General features: G+C 74.3%; 9 protein-coding genes. 3 read left to right on the forward strand and 6 right to left on the reverse strand.

Features of this window, described 5'->3' with window-relative positions; translation table 11 throughout:
- Positions 1 to 3: 3 nt before the first annotated feature.
- From HII36_RS12270 to HII36_RS12295, 6 genes are read right to left on the reverse strand one after another with little or no spacing between them, the layout of a single operon-like run.
- Positions 4 to 5,259 carry a type I polyketide synthase gene (locus tag HII36_RS12270; RefSeq protein WP_328807684.1) on the reverse strand — a complete coding sequence of 1,752 codons (5,256 nt, stop codon included), beginning with the start codon at positions 5,257 to 5,259 and terminating at the stop codon, positions 4 to 6.
- Complete coding sequence (locus tag HII36_RS12275) at positions 5,256 to 8,744, reverse strand: non-ribosomal peptide synthetase (protein ID WP_173523252.1); 3,489 nt, start codon at positions 8,742 to 8,744, stop codon at positions 5,256 to 5,258. Before HII36_RS12275 ends, HII36_RS12270 begins: the two co-directional genes overlap by 4 nt.
- A complete protein-coding gene (locus HII36_RS12280; protein WP_173523253.1) occupies positions 8,741 to 11,893 on the reverse strand; it encodes a thioesterase domain-containing protein in 3,153 nt (1,050 codons plus the stop codon). Before HII36_RS12280 ends, HII36_RS12275 begins: the two co-directional genes overlap by 4 nt.
- The gene (locus HII36_RS12285) at positions 11,890 to 13,623 is read right to left on the reverse strand and encodes a beta-ketoacyl synthase N-terminal-like domain-containing protein (RefSeq protein ID WP_173523254.1); all 1,734 of its coding nucleotides are present in this window, start codon (positions 13,621 to 13,623) and stop codon (positions 11,890 to 11,892) included. Before HII36_RS12285 ends, HII36_RS12280 begins: the two co-directional genes overlap by 4 nt.
- Positions 13,623 to 15,005 (reverse strand): DUF6002 family protein, encoded by a 1,383-nt coding sequence (locus tag HII36_RS56510; protein ID WP_173523255.1) that lies wholly within the window; start codon positions 15,003 to 15,005, stop codon positions 13,623 to 13,625. The genes HII36_RS12285 and HII36_RS56510 overlap by 1 nt, the downstream gene beginning before the upstream one ends.
- Positions 15,006 to 15,027: 22 nt before the next feature.
- The gene (locus tag HII36_RS12295; RefSeq protein WP_173523256.1) at positions 15,028 to 16,209 is read right to left on the reverse strand and encodes a potassium transporter TrkA; all 1,182 of its coding nucleotides are present in this window, start codon (positions 16,207 to 16,209) and stop codon (positions 15,028 to 15,030) included.
- A 401-nt stretch (positions 16,210 to 16,610) separates the two neighbouring features.
- On the opposite strand from HII36_RS12295, the gene HII36_RS12300 reads away from it, so the two are divergent.
- From HII36_RS12300 to HII36_RS12310, 3 genes are all read left to right on the forward strand, one after another.
- Positions 16,611 to 17,195 (forward strand): cysteine hydrolase family protein, encoded by a 585-nt coding sequence (locus tag HII36_RS12300; protein ID WP_173523257.1) that lies wholly within the window; start codon positions 16,611 to 16,613, stop codon positions 17,193 to 17,195.
- A gap of 11 nt (positions 17,196 to 17,206) precedes the next feature.
- On the forward strand, positions 17,207 to 18,139 hold the full coding sequence (locus HII36_RS12305) for a GlxA family transcriptional regulator (protein WP_173523258.1): 933 nt from the start codon (positions 17,207 to 17,209) through the stop codon (positions 18,137 to 18,139).
- A gap of 63 nt (positions 18,140 to 18,202) precedes the next feature.
- Positions 18,203 to 19,033, forward strand: coding sequence for a DUF1707 domain-containing protein (locus tag HII36_RS12310; protein WP_173523259.1), 831 nt, complete (start codon positions 18,203 to 18,205; stop codon positions 19,031 to 19,033).
- The last annotated feature ends 159 nt before the right edge of the window (positions 19,034 to 19,192 follow it).

A 19,192-nucleotide genomic window follows, 5' to 3' on the forward strand; every position in this document is an offset into this window, starting at 1 on the left:
TGCCTACCTCCTGGACAGTCGCGGAATGGCGGCGGGGGCCGGCTCGGGGGCCGCGGTGAGCTGTTCGGCCCTGGCGGCCATCTGCGCCACGGTGGGCGCCTCGAACAGCGTGCGCATCGGCAGCTTCACCCCGAGCGTCGCCCGCACCTGGGCGATGAGCTGGACGGCGACCAGCGAGTTGCCGCCCAGATCGAAGAAGTCGTCGTCGGCGCCGATGTGCGGCACGCCGAGCACCTCGCTCCAGATCCTGGCGAGCGTGAGCGCGAGCTCGCCCTCCGGTGCCTGGTAGGGGGTGTCGGTGTCGCGCTCGGCGGGTTCGGTGACGGCCGTCTCGACCGGACGCCGCTCCCGCTCGGCCACCTCGGCCAGCGCGGTCGCGCTGATCACCACCTGGGGCCCGAGCTCGGCGGCGAGCGCCCGGTGGAAGGCCTCCACGCCCTCGGCCGGGCCGATGCCGGAGCCGGTGGGCGCCGGGGCCGGGCCGTTCAGCGCCAGCGTGCCCGGGTTCACGCGGCGCAGCGTGAACTCCTCGATCTCGGCCAGCACGGCGCCCGATTCGTCCATCAGGGTGAGGTCCACGGCCACGATCTCCGCGCCGGAGCTGCGGTGGCGCAGGTGGCTGAGGAAGCGCGCGGGCAGCGGCGCCCTGACGACCAGGCGGCCGTAGCTCAGCGGCAGGTAGGAGCCGTCGGCCCGGGCGCGGCTGAACGAGGTGGCCACGTCGAGCGTGGCCGGGTGCAGCACCCACTCGCCGTCGCCGGGCGCGTCTGCGGCGGTCACCAGCGCCAGCTCCTCGCCTTCGCCGAGCCAGGTCTGCTCGGGCTCGCGCCAGAGCGGGCCGAAGGTGACCGCGCTGGCCCTGGCCTCGCCGGCGGGCCCGGCCGGCCGCATGCGCGCGCGCAGCGTTCCTGGATCGGCCTTCGCGGCCGGTTCCCCGCGCACCCAGGCGGCGCTGCCCGCGGTACGCGTCCTGCCGTCGGCGGCCAGCTCGAAGCGGCCGTCGTCGCCGATCGTGACGACCACCTCGGCGTAGGAGCCGTCGCGCACCGCCAGCGGCTCGGTGAACACCACGTCGCTCAGCTCGACCGCGTACCCCTCGCCCGGCGCGGGGACGCAGGCGGCGAAGGCCGCCCTGGCGCACTCGATCTGGGCGGTGGCGGGCAGGACCGAGGTGTGGCCGATCCGGTGCTCGTCGAGCACCCAGTGGGTCTCTGGCGAGATCAGTCCCCTGGCCAGACGGCCGCTCCTGACGCGCAGCAGCGGGTGGTCCAGCGGCTCGGCGTCCGCCTCGGTCCGCGCCACCGGGCCCGCGAGCGCCTCGGCGGCCATGCCGACCTCGCGCCAGGCGCCCCAGTTGATCGAGAACACCCGGGGCCCGCGGGCCGACCTGGCGTAGGCGTCGAGGAAGGCGTTCGCCGCGCAGTAGTCGACCTGGCCGAAACCGCCGGTCAGCGCGGTGACCGAGGAGCACAGTGCGACGAAGTCGAGCTCCCTGCCCGCCAGCGCCTGCCAGAGCGCGAGCGTGCCGGCCAGCTTGGGCGCGAGCACGGCCCGCGCCTGGTCCAGGTCCTTCACCTCGGCCATGCCGCCGCCAGGCAGACCGGCCGCGTGCACGACGCCGTCCAGCCCGCCGTACGCGGCGTCCGCCTCGGCCAGGACGGCACGCATCCGCTCGGGGTCGGTGACGTCCGCGGCCACCACCAGGACCTGGCCGCCGGCCGCCTCAATCCGGCGGATCGCGGCGACCGCGCGGGCGGTGCGCAGATCGGCCGGCCGGTCCCACTCGGCACGCGGCGGCAGCCCGCTCCTGCCCACCAGCACCAGCCGGGCGCGGAAGCGGGTGCCGAACTCCTCGGCGAGCGTGATGCCGATGCCGCCCATGCCGCCGGTGATCAGGTAGCGCCCGCCTTCGCGCAGCCCGTCGGCCCGCCCCACCCGCGCCGCGACCGGCTCCACGCGGCGCTGCCAGCGGCGGCCCGCGCGCAGCGCGACCACCTCCTCCTGGGCGGGACGGCGCAGCTCGGCGAGCACGTCGGACTCGGCGGTGGCCGGCCCGAGATCGAGATGGCCCACGGTCAGACCGGCGATCTCCAGCGGCGCCACCCGGACGATGCCCGCCACGGTGGCGTGCTCCGGCCTGGTCAGGTCGCCGCCGAGCACGTCCTCGGTGCCCTCGGTGAGCACGTCGATCCGCACGCCCTCGGCGACCTGGGCCGCCGCCAGCGACTGGACCAGCAGCAGCAGGCTGAACAGCCCGTGCTCCTGCGCCAGCTCCGCGGACTCGACCACCGACTCGACCACGGTGCCCGCGGGTTCGCCGGCCAGCGGCCAGGCGTGCACCACCCGCGACAGCCCGCCGCCACCGGGTGCGGTCAGGGCGGCCACCAGGGCGTCGTAGTCGTCCCGCGCGCCGGGGCGCAGCGTGTAGCCGCCGCCGGCGGGCGCGAACCTCTCGCCCGGGCGGACCTCGACCACCTCGGTCCCGGCCGCGCGCAGCGCCGCGCACAGGCGCTCGCCGCGCTCGCCGGTCACGAACGCCACGCACCTGCCCAGGTCCTCGGCGTCCGGTGGGGCGGGCACCTGGTGCCAGACCGGCACCTCGAACCAGTCGTCGATCGTCCGCACCGGGGCCACGGCCGCGGCCGTCGGCATGCCCGCGCCCGGCTCTACGAAGTGGCGGCGGCGCTCGTACGGGTATCCGGGCAGCGACACCCGCCGGCCCTCGCCGCCGAGCTCCACGGGCACGCCGGCCACCCACAGCCGGGCGGCGGAGGCGTACAGGGTGGCGACGTCGCCGGACTTCTCCGACTGCCCCGGCAGGCTGGACACCGGCGCGGGCGCGCCCGCCGCGACGGCCTCGCGCAGCTGCATCCTGGCCAGGCTCGACAGCTGCTTGCCCGGGCCGCACTCCAGCAGCGCCCACGTGCCCTCGGCCAGCAGGGTCGCCACGCAGTCGCCGAACAGCACCGGCTCGCGCAGGTGCCTGGCCCAGTAGGCGGGGTCGACGGCCTGCTCGGCGGTGATCCAGGTGCCGGTCACGTTCGACAGGAACGCCGTCTGCGGCGCGCGCCGGGGCACGGCGGCGACCAGGGCGGTGAACTCGCCCAGGATCGGCTCCATCATCGCCGAGTGGAAGGCGTGCGAGGTGCGCAGCGGCGTGCTGCGTACCTTGTCGGCGCGCAGCCGCTCGGCGAACGCCTCGACCGCCTCGGCGGGGCCGGCGACCACGCAGGTCCCCGGGCCGTTGACGGTGGCGATGGACAGGCTCTCCGGCAGCATGGCGGCGACGTCGGCCGCCTCACGCTGGACGGCCAGCATCGAGCCGGGCGGCATCGTCTCCATCAGCCGGCCCCGGGCGGCCACCAGCCGCAGCGCGTCGGGCAGCGAGAAGACGCCGGCCAGGGTGGCGGCGACGTACTCGCCGATGGAGTGGCCGATCATGGCAGAAGGGCGCACGCCCCACTCCTGCCAGAGCGTGGCCAGCGCGTACTCGACGGTGAACAGCGCGGGCTGGGTGAGCCCGGTCCTGCGCAGCGGCTCGTCGTCGTCGCCGAACATCAGCGGCCTGAGGTCCTGGCCCAGCTCGGGCAGCAGCAGTTCGGCGCAGCGGTCGACCGCCGCGGCGAAGACCGGCTCGGCGGCGTACAGTTCGGCGGCCATCCCTGCGTACTGCGCGCCCTGGCCGGAGAAGAGGAAGGCCACGGACGGCGCCGGGTCGGCGGCGGCGCCCACGTGACACAGCTTGCGGTCGTTGAGCGCGTGCCCGTCCTCGGCCAGGACGGCAAGGCGGTGCTGGTAGGTCCTGCGGCCCGAGCGCAGCGTGAAGGCCACGTCGGCGAGCGCCGGCGCGGACTCGCGCGTCAGGTGCTCGGCCAGCGCCGCCCGCATCGTCTCCAGCGCCTCGGGGCTGCGCGCGGACAGCTGCAGCAGCTCGGGACGCGGCCGGCGCGGCGCGGAGTCCGCGGGCGGCGCCTCCTGCAGCACCACGTGCGCGTTCGTGCCGCCGATGCCGAACGAGCTGACCGCGGCCCGCTTGCGCCCCTCCCACTTGGTCAGGCTGGAGACGACGTAGAACGGGCTGGAGTCGAAGTCGATGGCCGGGTTGGGGCGCTCGTAGTTGATGCTGGGCGGGATCAGCCCATGCTCCATCGACAGCACGGTCTTGATCATGCCGACCACGCCCGACGCCTGGCTGAGGTGACCCAGGTTCGACTTCACCGAGCCGACGCCGCACCAGCCGGTCTCGTCCTGGTCGCGGCCGTAGACGGCGGTCAGCGCGGACAGCTCGATGGGGTCGCCGAGCGAGGTCCCGGTGCCGTGCGCCTCGACGTAGCCGATCGTGCGCGGGTCGACGTCGGCCATGCCGAGCGCCTGGGCGATCACCTCGGCCTGGCCCTGCACGCTCGGCGCGGAGAAGCCGATCTTGCTGGTGCCGTCGTTGTTGATCGCGTTGCCCAGGATGACGGCCCTGATGTGGTCGCCGTCGGCGATGGCGTCGTCGAGCCGCTTCAGCGTCACGACGCCCACGCCGCTGCCCCACATGGTGCCGTCGGCGTCGGCGTCGAAGGGCCGGACGTGGCCGGTGGGCGAGGTGTAGCCGTCCATGCCCACGTAGCCCTGGTGGTGCGGCAGCTCCACGCAGACGCCGCCGGCCAGCGCCATGTCGCACTCGCCGCCGCGCAGCGCCTCGCACGCCAGGTGGACGGCGACCAGCGAGGTCGAGCAGGCCGTGGCGATCGAGAGGCTGGGCCCGCGCAGGTTCAGCCGGTAGGAGACGGTGGTGGCGATGTAGTCCGGGTTGTTGCCCACGGACAGGCCGAGATCGCCGGCGCCGCTGGCCACCTTGGGGTTGGTGCGCAGGTTCAGCCACTGGTACTGGCTGGGGCCCGCGCCGCCGTACACGCCGATCTCGCCGTCGTAGCGTTCCGGGTCGTAGCCGGCGTCGGTGAGCGCGGCGTGCGCCTGTTCGAGGAAGAGCCGCTGCTGCGGGTCGGCCAGCTCGGCCTCGCGGGCGGTCATGCCGAAGAAGGCGGCGTCGAAGTCCTCCATGCCGGGCAGCACGTGCCTGGCGGGCACGAAGGAGGGGTGGTCGAGCTCCACCTCGCTCGCGCCCTGGGCGAGCTGCTCCTCGCGGGTGAAGACGGTCACCGACTCGACCCCGTCGACCAGGTTGCGCCAGAACTGCGACAGGTCGCCGGCGCCCGGCACCCTGGCGCTCATGCCGATGATCGCGATGGGCTCCACGGCGAACTCAGTCACTGTCGCCCTCTCTTCCTGCGTTGGTCTGTTCGCTGACGTCGGGCCTCGGCCCGCTGGTCGGCCCGGTTGAGAGTCGGACGTCCCGTGTCGCCGTCGAGGTGGCCGGCGAGCGCGCGCACGGTGGTGTGCTGGAACAGCTCCACCACCGGCAGCCGCCGCCCGGTCAGCTCGGCCAGCCTGTCCTGCACGATGACGAGGGTCAGCGAGGTGCCGCCCACGTCGAAGAAGTTGTCGGTGGCGCCCACGGCGTCCCGGCCGAGCACCTCGCGCCAGACGCCCGCGACCAGGTGCTCGGTGGCGGTGGCGGGGCTCGCGCCGCCGGTGGTGGCGGCGACGGGCCTGATGGGCGCGGGGGCCTGGCTCACCCCCGCCGCCAGGGCGGGCAGCGCGGCCATCGGGTGTTCGGCGACCGGCCGCTCAGGTGCCTTGGCCGCCTCCCCGATCAGCGTCGTGTAGGCGGCGAGCAGCGCCTCGATGCGCTCGGCGGCGAACAGGTCCGGGTTGTAGACGCAGTCGATGGCGTAGCCGCCGTCGCGCTCGGCCACGTAGAGGGTGAGGTCGAACGGCGAGCCCGCCAGCCCTGGCTCGACCCGTTCCGCGGTGACGCCGGGCAGGTCCAGGTGCGGCTCGGGGAAGTTGTAGACGTTGAACAGCACCTGCACCAGCGGCGCCCGGCTCGGGTCGCGCGGCAGGGCGAGCGCCTCCACCATGCGTTCGAGCGTCGCGCCCGGGTGGGCCAGCACGGCCAGGAACTCCTCCGCGCACTCACGCACCCTGGCGGCGAAGCTCTGCCCGCGCTCCATGCGCAGGCGCAGCGGCACCACCTCGACGAAGAAGCCGACCAGGTCGTGGAAGGCGTCGTGCCGCCGGTCGGCGGCCGGGGTGCCGATCACCAGGTCGTCCCGGCCGGTCACCCGGCGCAGGACCTCCCCGAACGCGGCCAGCAGCACGGTCGGCGCGGTCGTGCCGAGCGTGGCGGCCAGCGCGCGGACCGCGGCCGAGACCTCGGCGGGCAGCGCGGTGCCGGTCATGGCCCCGGTGTAGGTCTGCACCGGGGGTCGCGGCCGGTCGGCGGGCAGGTCGAGCGTCGCGGGCACGCCGGTCAGGTGCTCCTGCCACCAGGCGAGATCGGCGCTCCCCCGCCTGGCGTCCCGGCCGGCCCGCCACACGACGTAGTCGGCGAAGCCGGCGTCCGGGTGGCCGAGCGCGGGGTCGCGGTAGGCGCGGGCCAGGTCGTCCAGGAAGGGCCGCTGGGACCAGCCGTCGAACACGGCGTGGTGGAAGGTCAGGGCCAGCACGTGGTCCGTGTCCGCCAGCCGGATCAGCCTGGCCTGCCACAGCGGGCCGCGCGCAAGGTCGAACCGGTGTGCCGCCTCGGCCGCCAGCACCTGACGCAGCCGCTCCTCGCGCCCGCCGTCTTGACTCAGGCCGTCGCGGCTCAGGTCGTCGCGGCTCAGGTCGGTTTGGCTCAGGTCGTCGATCGGCAGCGGCACCGGGCCCGGCGGGTCCACCTCCACGTACGGCACGCCGCGCGCGTCGGGCACCCGCCAGCGCAGCACGTCGTGCCTGGCCGCGACCGCGGCGAGCGCCGCGCGCAGCGCCTCGACGTCGAGCGGGCCGCGCAGCCGCTCGGCCAGCGCGATGTTGTAGGCCGCGCTGTCCGGGGCGAGCCTGTCGACGAACCACAGCCGGTGCTGGGCCGCCGAGAGCGCGGGCGGGCTGCCGTGCGGCAGCGGCTCGGCCCCCGGCGCCGACCGCTCGATCGCGGCGACGATCCCGGCCACGGTACGCCCGGCGAACACGTCCTCGGCGGCCAGCGGCCGGTCGAGCTCCGACCTGATCGCCGACACCAGGCGCATCGCGCTGATCGAGTGGCCGCCCGAGGCGAAGAAGTCGTCGTCCATGCCGACCTTGTCCACCGGCACGCCGAGCACCCCGGCCCACACCGCCGCCACCTGGCGTTCGAGCGTGCTCTCCGGGGCCGGTCCCGCGCTCGCCGGCCGGTCGGGCAGTAGCGCTCGCAGCGCCCGGCCGTCGACCTTGCCCGAGGGCAGCAGCGGCAGGCTCGGGAGCATGACCACCTGGTCCGGGATCATCGCCGCGGGCAACCGCTGGGCGCAGTGGGCGAGCAGGTCGTCCGCCGCGACGTCGCCCGGGGCGAGCGGATCGTCCGCCGCGCCCGGGGCGCAGAAGGCCACCAGGCGGGTGCCGTCGCGGCCCTCGACGGCCTCGACCACGGCGTGCCCGACCTGGTGATGGGCCCGCAGCACGGTCTCCACCTCGCCGATCTCGACGCGCTGGCCTCTGATCTTGACCTGGCGGTCGGTCCTGCCCAGGAACGTCAGCTCGCCGTCCTCGTCCCGGACGACCAGGTCGCCGGTCCGGTACAGCCGGCCGCCCGGCTCTCCCCACGGGTCGGGCAGGAACCGCTCGGCGGTCAGCCCGGGCGCGCCCAGGTATCCCCTCGCCAGGCCGAACCCGCCGATCAGCAGCTCGCCGGGGACGCCGGCGGCGACGGGCCGCAGCTCGTCGTCCACCACGTACGCCCGGTGACCCGCCAGCGCGCGGCCGATCGGCAGCGGCCGCTCCCAGCGTCCCGACGCCTCGAACGCGGTCACGCAGACCGTCGCCTCGGTCGGCCCGTAGCAGTTGAGGAACCTGCGCCCGGCCGCCGACCAGCGCTCGACCTGCTCGGGTCCCGGCGCCTCAGCGCCGGTGATCACGGTGCGCCAGGCGGGCAGAGCGGCCGGGTCGAGCAGCGGCAGCAGCGCGACGGGCAGGCAGCCCCAGGTGACCTCGTGCTCGGCGGCGAACCGTTGCAGCCTGGCCGGGTCGGCCCGGTCCGCCTCGCCGGCCAGTTGCACGCAACCACCGGCCGCCAGCGGCACGAACAGGTCCAGGACGGAGACGTCGAACCCGAGCGCGGCGAAGCCGAACGACCTGGTGTCCTCGTCCGCGCCGGTGAACGCGCCGAAGGCGAGCGCGTAGGACAGCAGGCTGTGATGGCTGACCATCACGCCCTTGGGCCGGCCGGTGGATCCCGAGGTGTACAGGACGTAGGCCAGGTTCTCCGGCTGTGCCGGGCATTCCGTCTCTCCGGCCTGGTGCCCAATCTGGTCGACGAGGACCGGGTCGGTGAACAGGGCGGCCGTGTCCTCGTCCGCCACCACGACGTCGATGCCGGCGTCTCGGATGATCTCGGCCCGGCGCGCGGCCGGCCCGTCCGGGTCGAGCGGCACGTACGCGCCGCCGGACAGCAGCACCCCGAGCACCCCGGTGACTAGGGACGGCGTGCGGCGCAGGCACACCCCCACCCGGTGCTCCGGCCGGACGCCGCGTGCCCGCAGCTCGGCGGCCAGCGCGCGGGCGCCACCGGCCAGGGCCGCGTAGCTCAGGGTCCGTCCCCACTGCCGCACGGCCGGCGCGGCGGGACGGCGTCCTGCCTGCTCCAGGATCAGGCCGGGCAGGGTACGCGCCAGGTTCATGAGGTCCCCCAGGCCGGTATCGGGTCGGTCGCGTGCAGGCGCAGCTCGGTGAAGTAGCGGTGGCCAGCCGCGTCGGCCAGCCACGCCTGATCGGGTCCCGGCAGCAGTTCGGTCACCACGAGGCGCGCGGACTCGTCGCCGGCCCGGCGCAACATCGCGCACAGCAGCGCGGCGTACAGCGGGCTGCTCAGGTCCACGTACGTCGGTTTGATCTCGGTGCTCAGCTTGACGAACACCCGCTCCGGCAGCCCCGTCGCCCGCCGCCAGGCGCGGACCGCGAGATAGCCCGCGCGCTCGCCCCTGACTGCGGCCAGGCCGGTCGCGCCGACGGTGGTCCGCCAGGTCCGCCTGGCCACCACCATGCGGTCGATGGTCAGGCGGGGCGTGTGCCCGTGGGTGGCCGCGCCGGTCAGCTTGAAGCCGTCGACCGCGTGCATCGACACCAGCGAGGCGAACATCTCCAGCAGCGGCCAGCGGCGCCCGTCGGCGGCCCTGGCCACCAGCTCGCCCTCCTCCTCCGTGACCAGCACGGACGTCACGGGCAGCAGCCGGTCCGGGTCGGCGCCGGGCGCGGCGGTCCAGCCGAGCTGCCGGTCCGTGGGGCCGTCCAGGCTGTGCGAGACCCGGCCGGTGTAACGCGGCCAGTCCAGCGGGTAGAGCGGCCTGACCCGGTGCGGCCCGAGGTCGGCGGCCATGGCCGCGCGCAGCGACTCGGGATCGGGGTGCGCGCCGGTGAACACCGCGCAGTCGAAGGTGGGCCAGGCGGCGTGCATCTCGCCGAGCACGACCAGGTAGTCGCCGCGTTCGACGGCCTCCGCGCTTTCCGCGCAGATCTGCAGGTCCGGGCTGTGCAGCCGGCCGGAGGACCAGCCTGGCGCGGTGGCGGGGAACGCCTCGGCGACCGCGTCCGCCAGTTCCACGGCGGTGAATCGCAGCTCGGCGGGGCCGTCGGCGGGCTGCTCGCCGTCCAGGCCGAACAGGGTGGCCCAGCGCTCGGCGAACTCGCGCGCGACCGCGTCCACCGGGCGCGGGCCGGTGCCGAACAGCAGGCCCTGGGCCAGGAACCACAGGTCGGACAGGCGTACCTGGTTCCCGTCCGCGACCTGGTCGCCTTCCGCGCCCTGGTTCCCTGCGATGCCCCGGTTCCCGTCCCCGTGCTGGTCCCCCTCGGCGCGCAGTTCCTCGTACAGCTCGCGCAGTGCGTCCTCGTAGGCGCGGGCCAGCGCGGCGGTGAGCCAGCGGGCCGCGCGCAGCAGCAGCGCCAGCGGCTCCGCCATGTCGTCGAGCAGCGCGGCGCCGAATCGCACGTCCACCTCGCGGACGGTGTCCTCGTAGACCAGGCCGCGCCCGGCGTAGGTCTGCCCAGGCCGGCGCTTGGCGGGGATCCCGGTGATCGACTCGAACTCGTCGTCGAGCGCGTCGAGCGCGGTCTTGAGCGCGTCCGGGTCGCCGGCGGCCGCGGCGACCGCGTCCCTGGCCGCGCAGAGCCGGTCGAGTCCGGCGAACGCCGCGTCCAGGTCGGCCGACGGGTGCTCGGCCGCGACGCGACGCAGCAGGAGCCGCAGCTGCTCCTCGGTGTCCGGCTCCTGGGCCGGCCCGTCGCCCCAGGACAGCAGCTCGCGCTCGGCCAGCCGGTCGAGCAGCAGGAGCGCGTCCGCCTCGGTGCGCACGCCCGCCTGGCCCGCCACGTCGGCGGCGACGGCCACGGCCGAGCGCCGCCCGTCGCACAGCGCCAGCACGGCGGCCTCGGCGGCCGACAGCACCACCGGCGGCTGCGCGGGACGCAGCAGCCTGCGCCCGTCCAAGGTCAGATGGGGTCGGAGCGCGACGGGCAGCAGCCGCTTGAACGCGGGATCCTCGGCGAGCCTGGCGGCGTAGGCGCGGACCGCCCAGTCCTCGAACCGGACCCGCCGCTCGCGCACCAGGCCGGGCCCGGGCGTGACGGCGGCGGCCGGGGCGTCCGGTTCGATCCTGGTCCAGGTGACGGGGCCGAAGAAGCCGATCGTCTCGTTCTTGGCGCAGTAGCGCTGCCAGTACTTGACCATCATCAGCTCGCGGGCGCGCCTGTCGCTGTTGCGTGACTGGCCGGGGCCGCCGCGGACGAGCGAGTCCAGCGTGAGCAGCGCGTTGCGGTTCTGCCAGGTGACGGCCTCGCGCAGCAGCGGGTCCGCGGCCAGCGCGCTGGCGTGCGCCGCGCCGTCGGCCAGCGCCTGGTCGAAGACCTTGTCGAAGTGCTCGGCGTCGGTGTGTCCGGCGTCCAGGTGCCCAGCGTCTGGGTGCCCGGTCAGCAGTTCGTCGGCGGCGGCGGCGCACTCGGGGGCGGAGAAGAGGTCGAGACCTTCGGCGGGGAAGCCGGTGCTGCGCAGGATGGCGTCGCGCCACACCGACCAGCCGGTGTCGCCGAGCGGGATCAGGTGCCCGGTGGCGGCCGCCAGGAGGTCGGCGCGCACCGCGTCGAGGATGCGGTCCTTGCTGTCGTGCAGGAAGAAGTGCCCGCCCGGCTCGACGTGCAGGTCGAAGGCGGCCGACGTGTGCGCCGCCCAGTGCCGCATCGCCTCGGCGGGCACCGCGGCGTCCGTTTCGCCGGCGAACGCCGTGATGGGCACGGGGAGCGGTTCGCCCGGGTGGTAGCGGTAGGCGTCCAGCCAGCCGAAGTCGGCCCGCAGCGCGGGCAGGACCAGCGCCAGCAGCTCCGGCTCCGCCAGCAGCTCTTCCGGCATGCCGCCGAGCTCCGACAGCCGCGCGAGCAGCGTGTCGTCGGACACGGCCGACAGGCCGGCCAGCGGGTCGGCCTGTCCTGGCGGACGGCAGCCGCCGAGGTAGAGCCCGACCGGCAGCGGCGCGCCGCGCCTGCGCAGCTCGCGCACCAGCTCGAAGCCGACCCGCCCGCCCATGGAATGGCCGTAGATCGCGTAGGGCCGGTCGGCGAGCGCGGCGACGGCGTCGGCCAGTTCGCCGAGCTCGAAGGCGGCGCTCTCCATGATCCGGCTCTCCCTGCCGGGCAGCACCGCGGCGAGCACTTCGACGTCCGGGCCGGCCGCGGCCGACCAGCCGCGGAAGGCGGCCGCGCCCGCCCCCGCGTACGGCAGGCACAACAACCGCACCCGGGCGCCTGGACGCCGATGGGGCGTGCTGAACCAGTTGGTCATGACCGGGCCTCGATCCAGTGACGCCGACGTTGGAAGGGGTAGGCGGGCAGCGACACGTGGCGTGCGCCCGATGGCTCCAGCCAGTCGACGTCGGCTCCCGACATCCATTCGGCCGCCAGGCCCCGCAGCGCGTCAAGCCCCACGCTGGCGGAAGCGATCGACGTGGTGTGGGCCGATTCCGCGTCGGCAGCGGTGATCGGGGCCGTCGGGTTCGAGTCCGCGCCGGCGCGGAGCAGCGCCGCCGCCTCCTTCGTCTCGCGGCAGATCACCGCCGCGCGGCAGGCGAACGCCCGCCGTCCGGCCAGCGTGCGTGCCACGTCGTCCAGCCGCAGCTCGGGCGCGGACTCCAGGTGGCCGGCCAGCGCGGCCAGCGCCTCGCGCAGCGCCCGCGGCGTGCGCGCCGACACGGGCAGCACCTGCCACCCGCCGCCGGACGGCTCGCGCGGGTCCTCCTCCGGCGCGCTCTCCACGATCACGTGCGCGTTGGTGCCGCCCAGCCCGAACGAGCTGACCCCGGCCAGCCGCGGCCCCTCGGGGAACGGGTGGTTCGCGACCGGCACGAAAAACGGCGACCTGGCGAAGTCGATCTCCGGGTTCGGCGTCTCGAAGTGCAGGTTCCCCGGCACCACGCCGTCGCGTACCGCGAGCACGGCCTTGATCAGGCTGACCGCGCCGGCCGCCGCGTCCAGGTTGCCGAGGTTGGTCTTGACCGAGCCGAGCGCGCACGAGCCGGGCGCCAGGCCGGGGCCGAACGCGTGCGTGAGAGCGGCCACCTCGATCGCGTCGCCGGCCGCGGTGCCGCTGCCGTGCGCCTCGACGTAGCCGATCGACCCGGCCGGCACGCCGGCGGCGGCCAGCGCCTCCGCCACCACCGCGGCCTGGCCGTCGAGCCCGGGCGCGGCGAAACCGGCCCTGGCTGAGCCGTCGTTGCCGACCGCCCAGCCGCGCAGGACGGCCAGCACCTGGTCGCCGTCCCGCTGGGCGTCCTCCAGCCGCTTCAGCGCGAGCACCGCCACGCCGCTGCCGAACGCCGCGCCCTGCCCGGCGGCGTCGAAGGCCCGGCAGCGACCGTCGGGCGAGACGAGCCCGTTCGCGGTGTGCAGGAAGCGCGGCTCGATGACGCTCACCCCGCCCGCCAGCGCCAGGTCGCACCGGTAGTCGATGAGGTTCTGCGCCGCCGTGCAGATCGCGACCAGCGAGCTGGAGCAGGCGGTCTGCACCGCCATGGCCGGCCCGGTCAGGCCGAGCCGGTAGGCCACCTGGGCGGGCAGGTAGTCGGCGGCCGAGCCGGGCAGGAGCAGCGACTCCCAGTCGTCGGTCGCGGACGGGTCGCCGAACTGCCTGAACAGGAAGTAGCGGTTGATCGACGAGCCCGCGAACACCCCGACCACGCCGTCGTAGCGGGCGGGGTCGTGCCCCGAGTCCTCCAGCGCCACCCACGCCTGCTCCAGGAAGAGCCGCTGCTGCGGATCCAGCTGCGCGGCCTCGGACTCGGGGACGCCGAAGAACTCGGCGTCGAAGTCGGCCACGCCCGCCAACCGGCCGCCCGCGGGCACGTGCGCCGGGTCGTCGATCAGCCGCTCGCCGATCCCGAGCTCGCGCAGCTCGTCGCGGCTGTAGTCGTGCACCGAGTGGACGCCGGCCAGCAGGTTGCGCCACAGGGTCGCCACGTCGGGCGCGCCGGGGAAGCGCCCGGCCAGCCCGACGACGGCGATCGCGTCGCCGTCCATCAGCCGAGAACCGCCGCGACGACGTCCTCGACGGTGGCGACGCGGGTGACGGCGTCCGGCTCCAGCGGCCGGTAGTCGGCGGCCGAGTAGCAGCCGGAGCCGTGGACCACGATGTCGCGGTCCTGCTCGACCAGGCCCCTGTCGACCGCGTTCAGCACGCCGGTCATGGCCATCACCAGCGACCATTCGCGCAGCGTCCGCAGGTCGGCGGGGAGCGCGCAGTCCGTCGCGGCCAGCATCTCGCGCAGGCGCGGGTAGCGGGCCACGCACTCGGCCAGCGACACCACGATGCCGTCGCCGCCGAAGCGGGCGATCAGCTCGTTCATGGCGGGCGAGGTGGCGGGCCTGTGGGTGTAGAAGGTGGGGTCGAGCACCTCGTCCGGGTCGTAGGTGACCTGGGGGAAGCGCGGGTCGTCCGACTGCTCGTAGATGCCCTGACCGTCGGCGCGGTAGGCGGGCAGGTTGGCCCGGTCGAAGTCGCCGTGGCGCAGGTTGAGCACCATGTCGGGGGTGCCGAGGTGCTGCACGAGCAGGCTGGCCGGGCGGGTGGAGACGTCGGCGAGCCCGTCCTCCTCCAGCACCGCGCGCCCGCGGTGGTAGCCGAGCAGGCCGAACGCGCTGGACACCGCGTGCGCGTGCAGGCGCGGCCGCCCATCCGGAGCCGCCGGGGCGACCTGGTGCTCGAAGAACGCCCTGGCGGTGTCGGCGACCAGGTAGTTGCCGAGTTCGAGCGAGTACCACAGGTTGTCGCCCATGGCCGCGAAGTCGCCGGTGTACTTGTCGGCGAAGCCCTTGCCGAGCGGCTTGACGTCCTCGGGCTGCGCCCCGGTGTAGAGCAGGACCGGGTTCCGCTCACGCAGGGCGGGGTCGGTGGACAGGCGGCTGGAACGCAGCTTGGCCAGGCACGACTCGGGGGCCAACACGATCACCCGTAACTGGTCGGGCTCGACCAGCCCGGCCTCGATCGCCCGCAGCACGGCGTCGCGCAGTGCGGTGCCCTTGTTGGCCGAGGTGGGCGAGAAGATCGTGATCGACTCGCCGTACCTGCGGATGTACTCCACCGCCCTGGCCACGATGAGCAGGGAGGCGAAGGTCTTGGTGGTCCCGGTGCCCGGGTTGCCGGTCAGGTCGAGCAGGGACAGGCGGTGGCCGCCGTACGTCCCGAGGCCCTGCCAGCTCGCGGTGGCGACGGACAGGTAGTCACGGACGTCCGCGTCGAGCTCGGGCAGCAGGAAGCCCGGGGAGAAGGCGGAGCCGCCCTTGACGGGGGCCGGGTCGTCGACGCACGCGGCGATCGCGCGGGGCAGCCGGTCGTAGAAGTCGACCAGCAGGTTCGCGGAGCCGGCGGGCGGCGCCGCTTCGGGCAGGACGGAGTTCGGCATCGTGGACGGACCTCGTTCGGCGTCAGAGAGATGGGGGACGGTCGCGCAATCGGGCCCTGAGCTGATGCAGCCGGCCTGTCACGTGGTGGAGTTCGGTGATGGGGAAGTCCGCGGGCAGGTCCAGCTCCGCGGGGGTGTTCGGGGCTTTTTCGGGCTCCTCGGGGGTCAGGCCGGTGAACGTGATGCGGTCGCCCGTCACCACGACGCCGTCGCGGGCCGCGCACCGCTGGTTGAACGCGACGGCACGCTCCACGGACCACCCCGCGGGCAGGCGCAGCTCCAGCCCGGCGCCGTCGAGCAGCACCGGGTAGCCGCCAGGAAGGCCGAGCGGTCCCGGCACGCTGGTGTGCGTCCGCGCGCCAGACAGCAGGCCGAGCACGAGCGTGGCGGCCGACAGGCCGGTGACGTGGTTGAGCTCGGCCCGGTCGGCGGCGCGCTGGGCGGCCAGCAGCTCGCCCGGCTCCGCGACGGGCTCGCCGTCCAGCCAGGCCAGCACCTCGCCGGTCTTGTCGCTCTCGCCGGTCCTGTCCGTGTCGCTGGTCTCGTCCGGGTCGCCGTGCGGGGCGTGCAGGTGGACGTGATGGGCGAGCACGTGCAGCCGGCGCTGGTCGGGCAGGTCGAGCGCGGCCTGGAGGCTGGTGGCCAGCAGCCCGGCGTTGCCGATGCCGCACAACACCGGCACCCCCGAGGCCGCGAGCACCGGGTTGACCGCGTCGGGGAAGCAGGCGTTCACGAACCAGGCGGACGGCCGTACGGCGGCGAGCGCCCGGCCCGCGCGCAGGGTCAGTTCGGCCTGGAAGGGCAGGGTCAGCCCGAAGCCCGCGCGCGACACCAGCGAGGTCCAGGCGGAGGGGGCGGTGGTGCGCTCCCACGGGGACTGGCTGGAGGCGGCGAGCAGCAGGCCTTCGGGAGCGAGCCGCGACAGCAGCTCCGCCAGGGCGTCGTCGTTGGACAGGTCCACTGATTCGGCGCGGAAGCGCACCGGTGCGCCCGCCAGCGCGGCGCGCGCGGCGCTCACGTAGCGGACTTCGGCGGCCCGCTCCTGGTCGCGGCCCACGACGACGACGGTCAGGGGAATGCGGGTGACGGTGGCCAGGGCGTAACACAGGCCACGGGCGAGCCCTCCTGTGCCGATGACGACCAGGGTGGGCCCGTCTCGTACTGAGGGAGGGGTCCTCGTCAGAACAGCGTGCTCCTCGAGCAACTGCTGATGGTGTCAGCAGTGGTCTTCGTCCACTTGGGGTTCCAAGCGGTGATCATTCTGGAGACCGTGTCATGCGCCTGTCAATGACGATGCATAGGAGCGTTCTACAACTATTTGCGCCTGCCAAAAACCCAAGAAACAGAGCGATTGAGTGCGGTTTCGGCTGCCGCGCGGGGCGTTTCCGGACCCCCGTTCGGCGTCCCGTAGCGGGCCCGCCTGCGGGTGCGCGCCGGGCCCGTGTCAGAGCAGGAGATTACGGCCGAGCACGTCGTCTCAGCAAGTGGGACGCCCGATCCCACGGCTGAACGACCGCCCAGTCGCGGCACCGGTGACCGGATCGGTCCGCGGGATGACCGGGTGATGTCTTCAGCTCGCGGCCCCGGCTCGCCAAGCTGAAGGGCATGTCCAGCGCCCTCGTCGTCATCGACGTCCAGAACTCCTTCCTGGAGTTGCCCGACTGGCCGCACACGTCGCGGCCGGACATCGTCCACCAGGTCAACCGCCTCGCCGCGGCCGCCAGGGACGCCGGGGACGCGGTCGTGTGGGTGCTCGGCTCGCGGCCCGGGTCGGGCTCGGTCTTCGATCCGGCCCGCGGATTCGTCCGCCTGATGGACGGCCTCCGCCCGCTGCCCGGCGAGCCGGTGCTCACCAAGACCGCGCACAACGCCTTCACCACCACCAACCTCCACCAGTTCCTCACCGGACGCGGCATCAGGCGGCTGACCGTCTGCGGGATCAGGACCGAGCAGTGCTGCGAGACCACCGCCAGGATCGCCTCCGACCTGGGCTTCGAGGTGGACTTCGCCATCGACGCCACCGCGACCGCCCCGATCCCGCACCGGGACGCCCCGGCCGGCCTGCCCTTCTCCGCGCTCGTCCGTGACCCGCGCACGCTCGGCGCGGACGAGATCATCGCCCGCACCGAATACGCTCTGTCGGGCCGTTTCGCCACCATCAAGACCGTGGACCAGCTCACCGGGAACTAGGAGGCATCGCCATGTCGCGAGTCGTCTTCCTGCTGATCCCGCAGGTGCACCTGCTCGACGTGGCCGGACCCGCCCAGGTCTTCTCCACCGCCGACGACCTCGGCCACCCGTACTCGCTCCGCTACGTCGCCGAGGACGACCAGGTCGCCACCGTGCAGGGACTGCCCCTGCGGGCGGAGACCGACTGGCCGCCTCTGACCCCGGACGATCTGGTCATCGTGCCCGGCTGGCGCGGCCCGGCCCGTCCGGCGAGCGCGGGGACGCTGCGCAGGCTGCGCGCGCACCACGCCGCCGGCGGCACGGTGGCCGGCGTCTGCGCGGGCGCCGACGCGCTGGGCCTGGCGGGGCTGCTCGACGGCCGCCGCTGCACGACGCACCACACCGTCCAGGACGAGCTCGCCCGCCGCCACCCCCGGGCCACTGTCGTCAAGGACGCGCTGTACGTCGCGGACGACCGGGTCGTCACCTCGGCCGGCGTGGCCAGCGGGATCGACGTGGCGCTGCACCTGGTGACCACCCGCCACGGCCCGTACGCCGCCGGGCGGGTGGCCCGCGCCATGCTCGTCCACACGGCCAGGAACGGTGCGGCGCAGCAGGTCAGCCCGCTGCTGCGGTGGCGCTCGCACGTGGACGAGACGGTTCACCGCCTCCAGGACCTGATCGAGACCAGGTTCACCGAGCGGCTGCCGCTGAGCCTGCTGGCCGCGCGCGCCGGTTGCAGCGAGCGGACGGTGACCAGGCTGTTCAGCCGGGCGACCGGCCTCACCCCGCTGGCCTACCAGACCGCGCTGCGGCTGGAGCGCGCGGAACACCTGCTCGGACGGGGCGCGACCGTCGAGACCGCGGCCCGCGAGGTGGGCTTCGGCGACGCCCGGATGTTGCGCAGGCTACGCGCCCCCGGCCGGACGCCTGGGGTGACCGCCGGGCAAGACGACCAACAATGACAAATATGTCCATTTTTCGATACGATATCGGCCGATTGTTCTAGTCTTAACAGAAAGTCGGTTATGTCCGTCGGATATGAGCTCGTCGGCGACGACGAGCGTGAGGTGACGATCGCCCGCCTGCACGACGCCTACGCCGCCGGCCGCCTGACGGCCGACGAGCTCACCCAGCGCCTCGAGAACGCGATGACCTCACGCACCCAGGCGGACCTGGACGCGGTGCTGGCCGGCCTCTCGAAGCGAGTCACCCAGCGTGGCGGGCGCGGCCTGCCCGGGCTCAAGCCGCTGCTGATCGCGGCGGGCGTGGTGGTCCTGGTGGGCGGCGCGTTCCTGGCCGGCCAGTCGAGCACGAGCGAGCCGCAGCCGCCCGTGCCACCGCCCGCGGCCGTCGCCGTGCCGAAGGACGCGGCCCCGGCCGTCCCCGCCGTACCGGAGCCGCCCACTGTCGCAGAGGCTCCGGCCGACACGGCGCCGGAGCAGCCCGCCGAGGCGCAGGACGGTGGCGGGCAGCCGAGCGGCCCGTACACGATGTCGCTGAGCAAGGCGGAGGAGCTCGCCACCGTCACGTCGTTCCTTGAGACCAAGACGGCCAAGGGCAAGTTCGTGGTCGTGACCGTGATGTTCAAGAACGTCAGCAAGAGTCCGCAGAAGTACTCGATCCGGGACGACTCCGCCCGTCTGCACGGCCCCGAAGGCACCGAGTACCAGCCGGACTCGTTCGTCTCCGCAGGTGTGACATACAACCGAGACAAGGAGAACACCGCTGTGGACGGTCTCAACCCCGGCTTGAGCGCCCCGGTCGTGCTGGTCTTCGACGTCCCCAAGGAACTGACGCCGAAGAGCGTGACGGTCGTCGGCGCCGAGGGCGCGGCGGGAACGCTGCTCGAACTCTGACGCGACTTGGAAACCGTCCACGTAGAGGCGGTAGGAGAGGTCGCCGACGTTTCTGCTGTTCTCCTCCTTCCAGTATCCGGCGTCGAGATCAACGGGTTCCTGGCCGACCTGGGGGAGGGCGACGAATCGTCGAATTGCGTCAACCCGCGAAGTCCTGTC

The sequence above is a fragment of the Nonomuraea antri genome (assembly GCF_013283785.1).
Taxonomy (GTDB): Bacteria; Actinomycetota; Actinomycetes; order Streptosporangiales; family Streptosporangiaceae; genus Nonomuraea; species Nonomuraea antri.

Excerpts from the sequence above, each read along its gene's own strand:
- HII36_RS12275 (WP_173523252.1), bottom strand. The coding sequence starts at position 8,744 with ATGAACCTGGCGCGTACCCTGCCCGGCCTGATCCTGGAGCAGGCAGGA.
- HII36_RS12280 (WP_173523253.1), bottom strand. The coding sequence starts at position 11,893 with ATGACCAACTGGTTCAGCACGCCCCATCGGCGTCCAGGCGCCCGGGTG.
- HII36_RS12285 (WP_173523254.1), bottom strand. The coding sequence starts at position 13,623 with ATGGACGGCGACGCGATCGCCGTCGTCGGGCTGGCCGGGCGCTTCCCC.
- HII36_RS56510 (WP_173523255.1), bottom strand. The coding sequence starts at position 15,005 with ATGCCGAACTCCGTCCTGCCCGAAGCGGCGCCGCCCGCCGGCTCCGCG.
- HII36_RS12300 (WP_173523257.1), top strand. The coding sequence starts at position 16,611 with ATGTCCAGCGCCCTCGTCGTCATCGACGTCCAGAACTCCTTCCTGGAG.
- HII36_RS12305 (WP_173523258.1), top strand. The coding sequence starts at position 17,207 with ATGTCGCGAGTCGTCTTCCTGCTGATCCCGCAGGTGCACCTGCTCGAC.
- HII36_RS12310 (WP_173523259.1), top strand. The coding sequence starts at position 18,203 with ATGTCCGTCGGATATGAGCTCGTCGGCGACGACGAGCGTGAGGTGACG.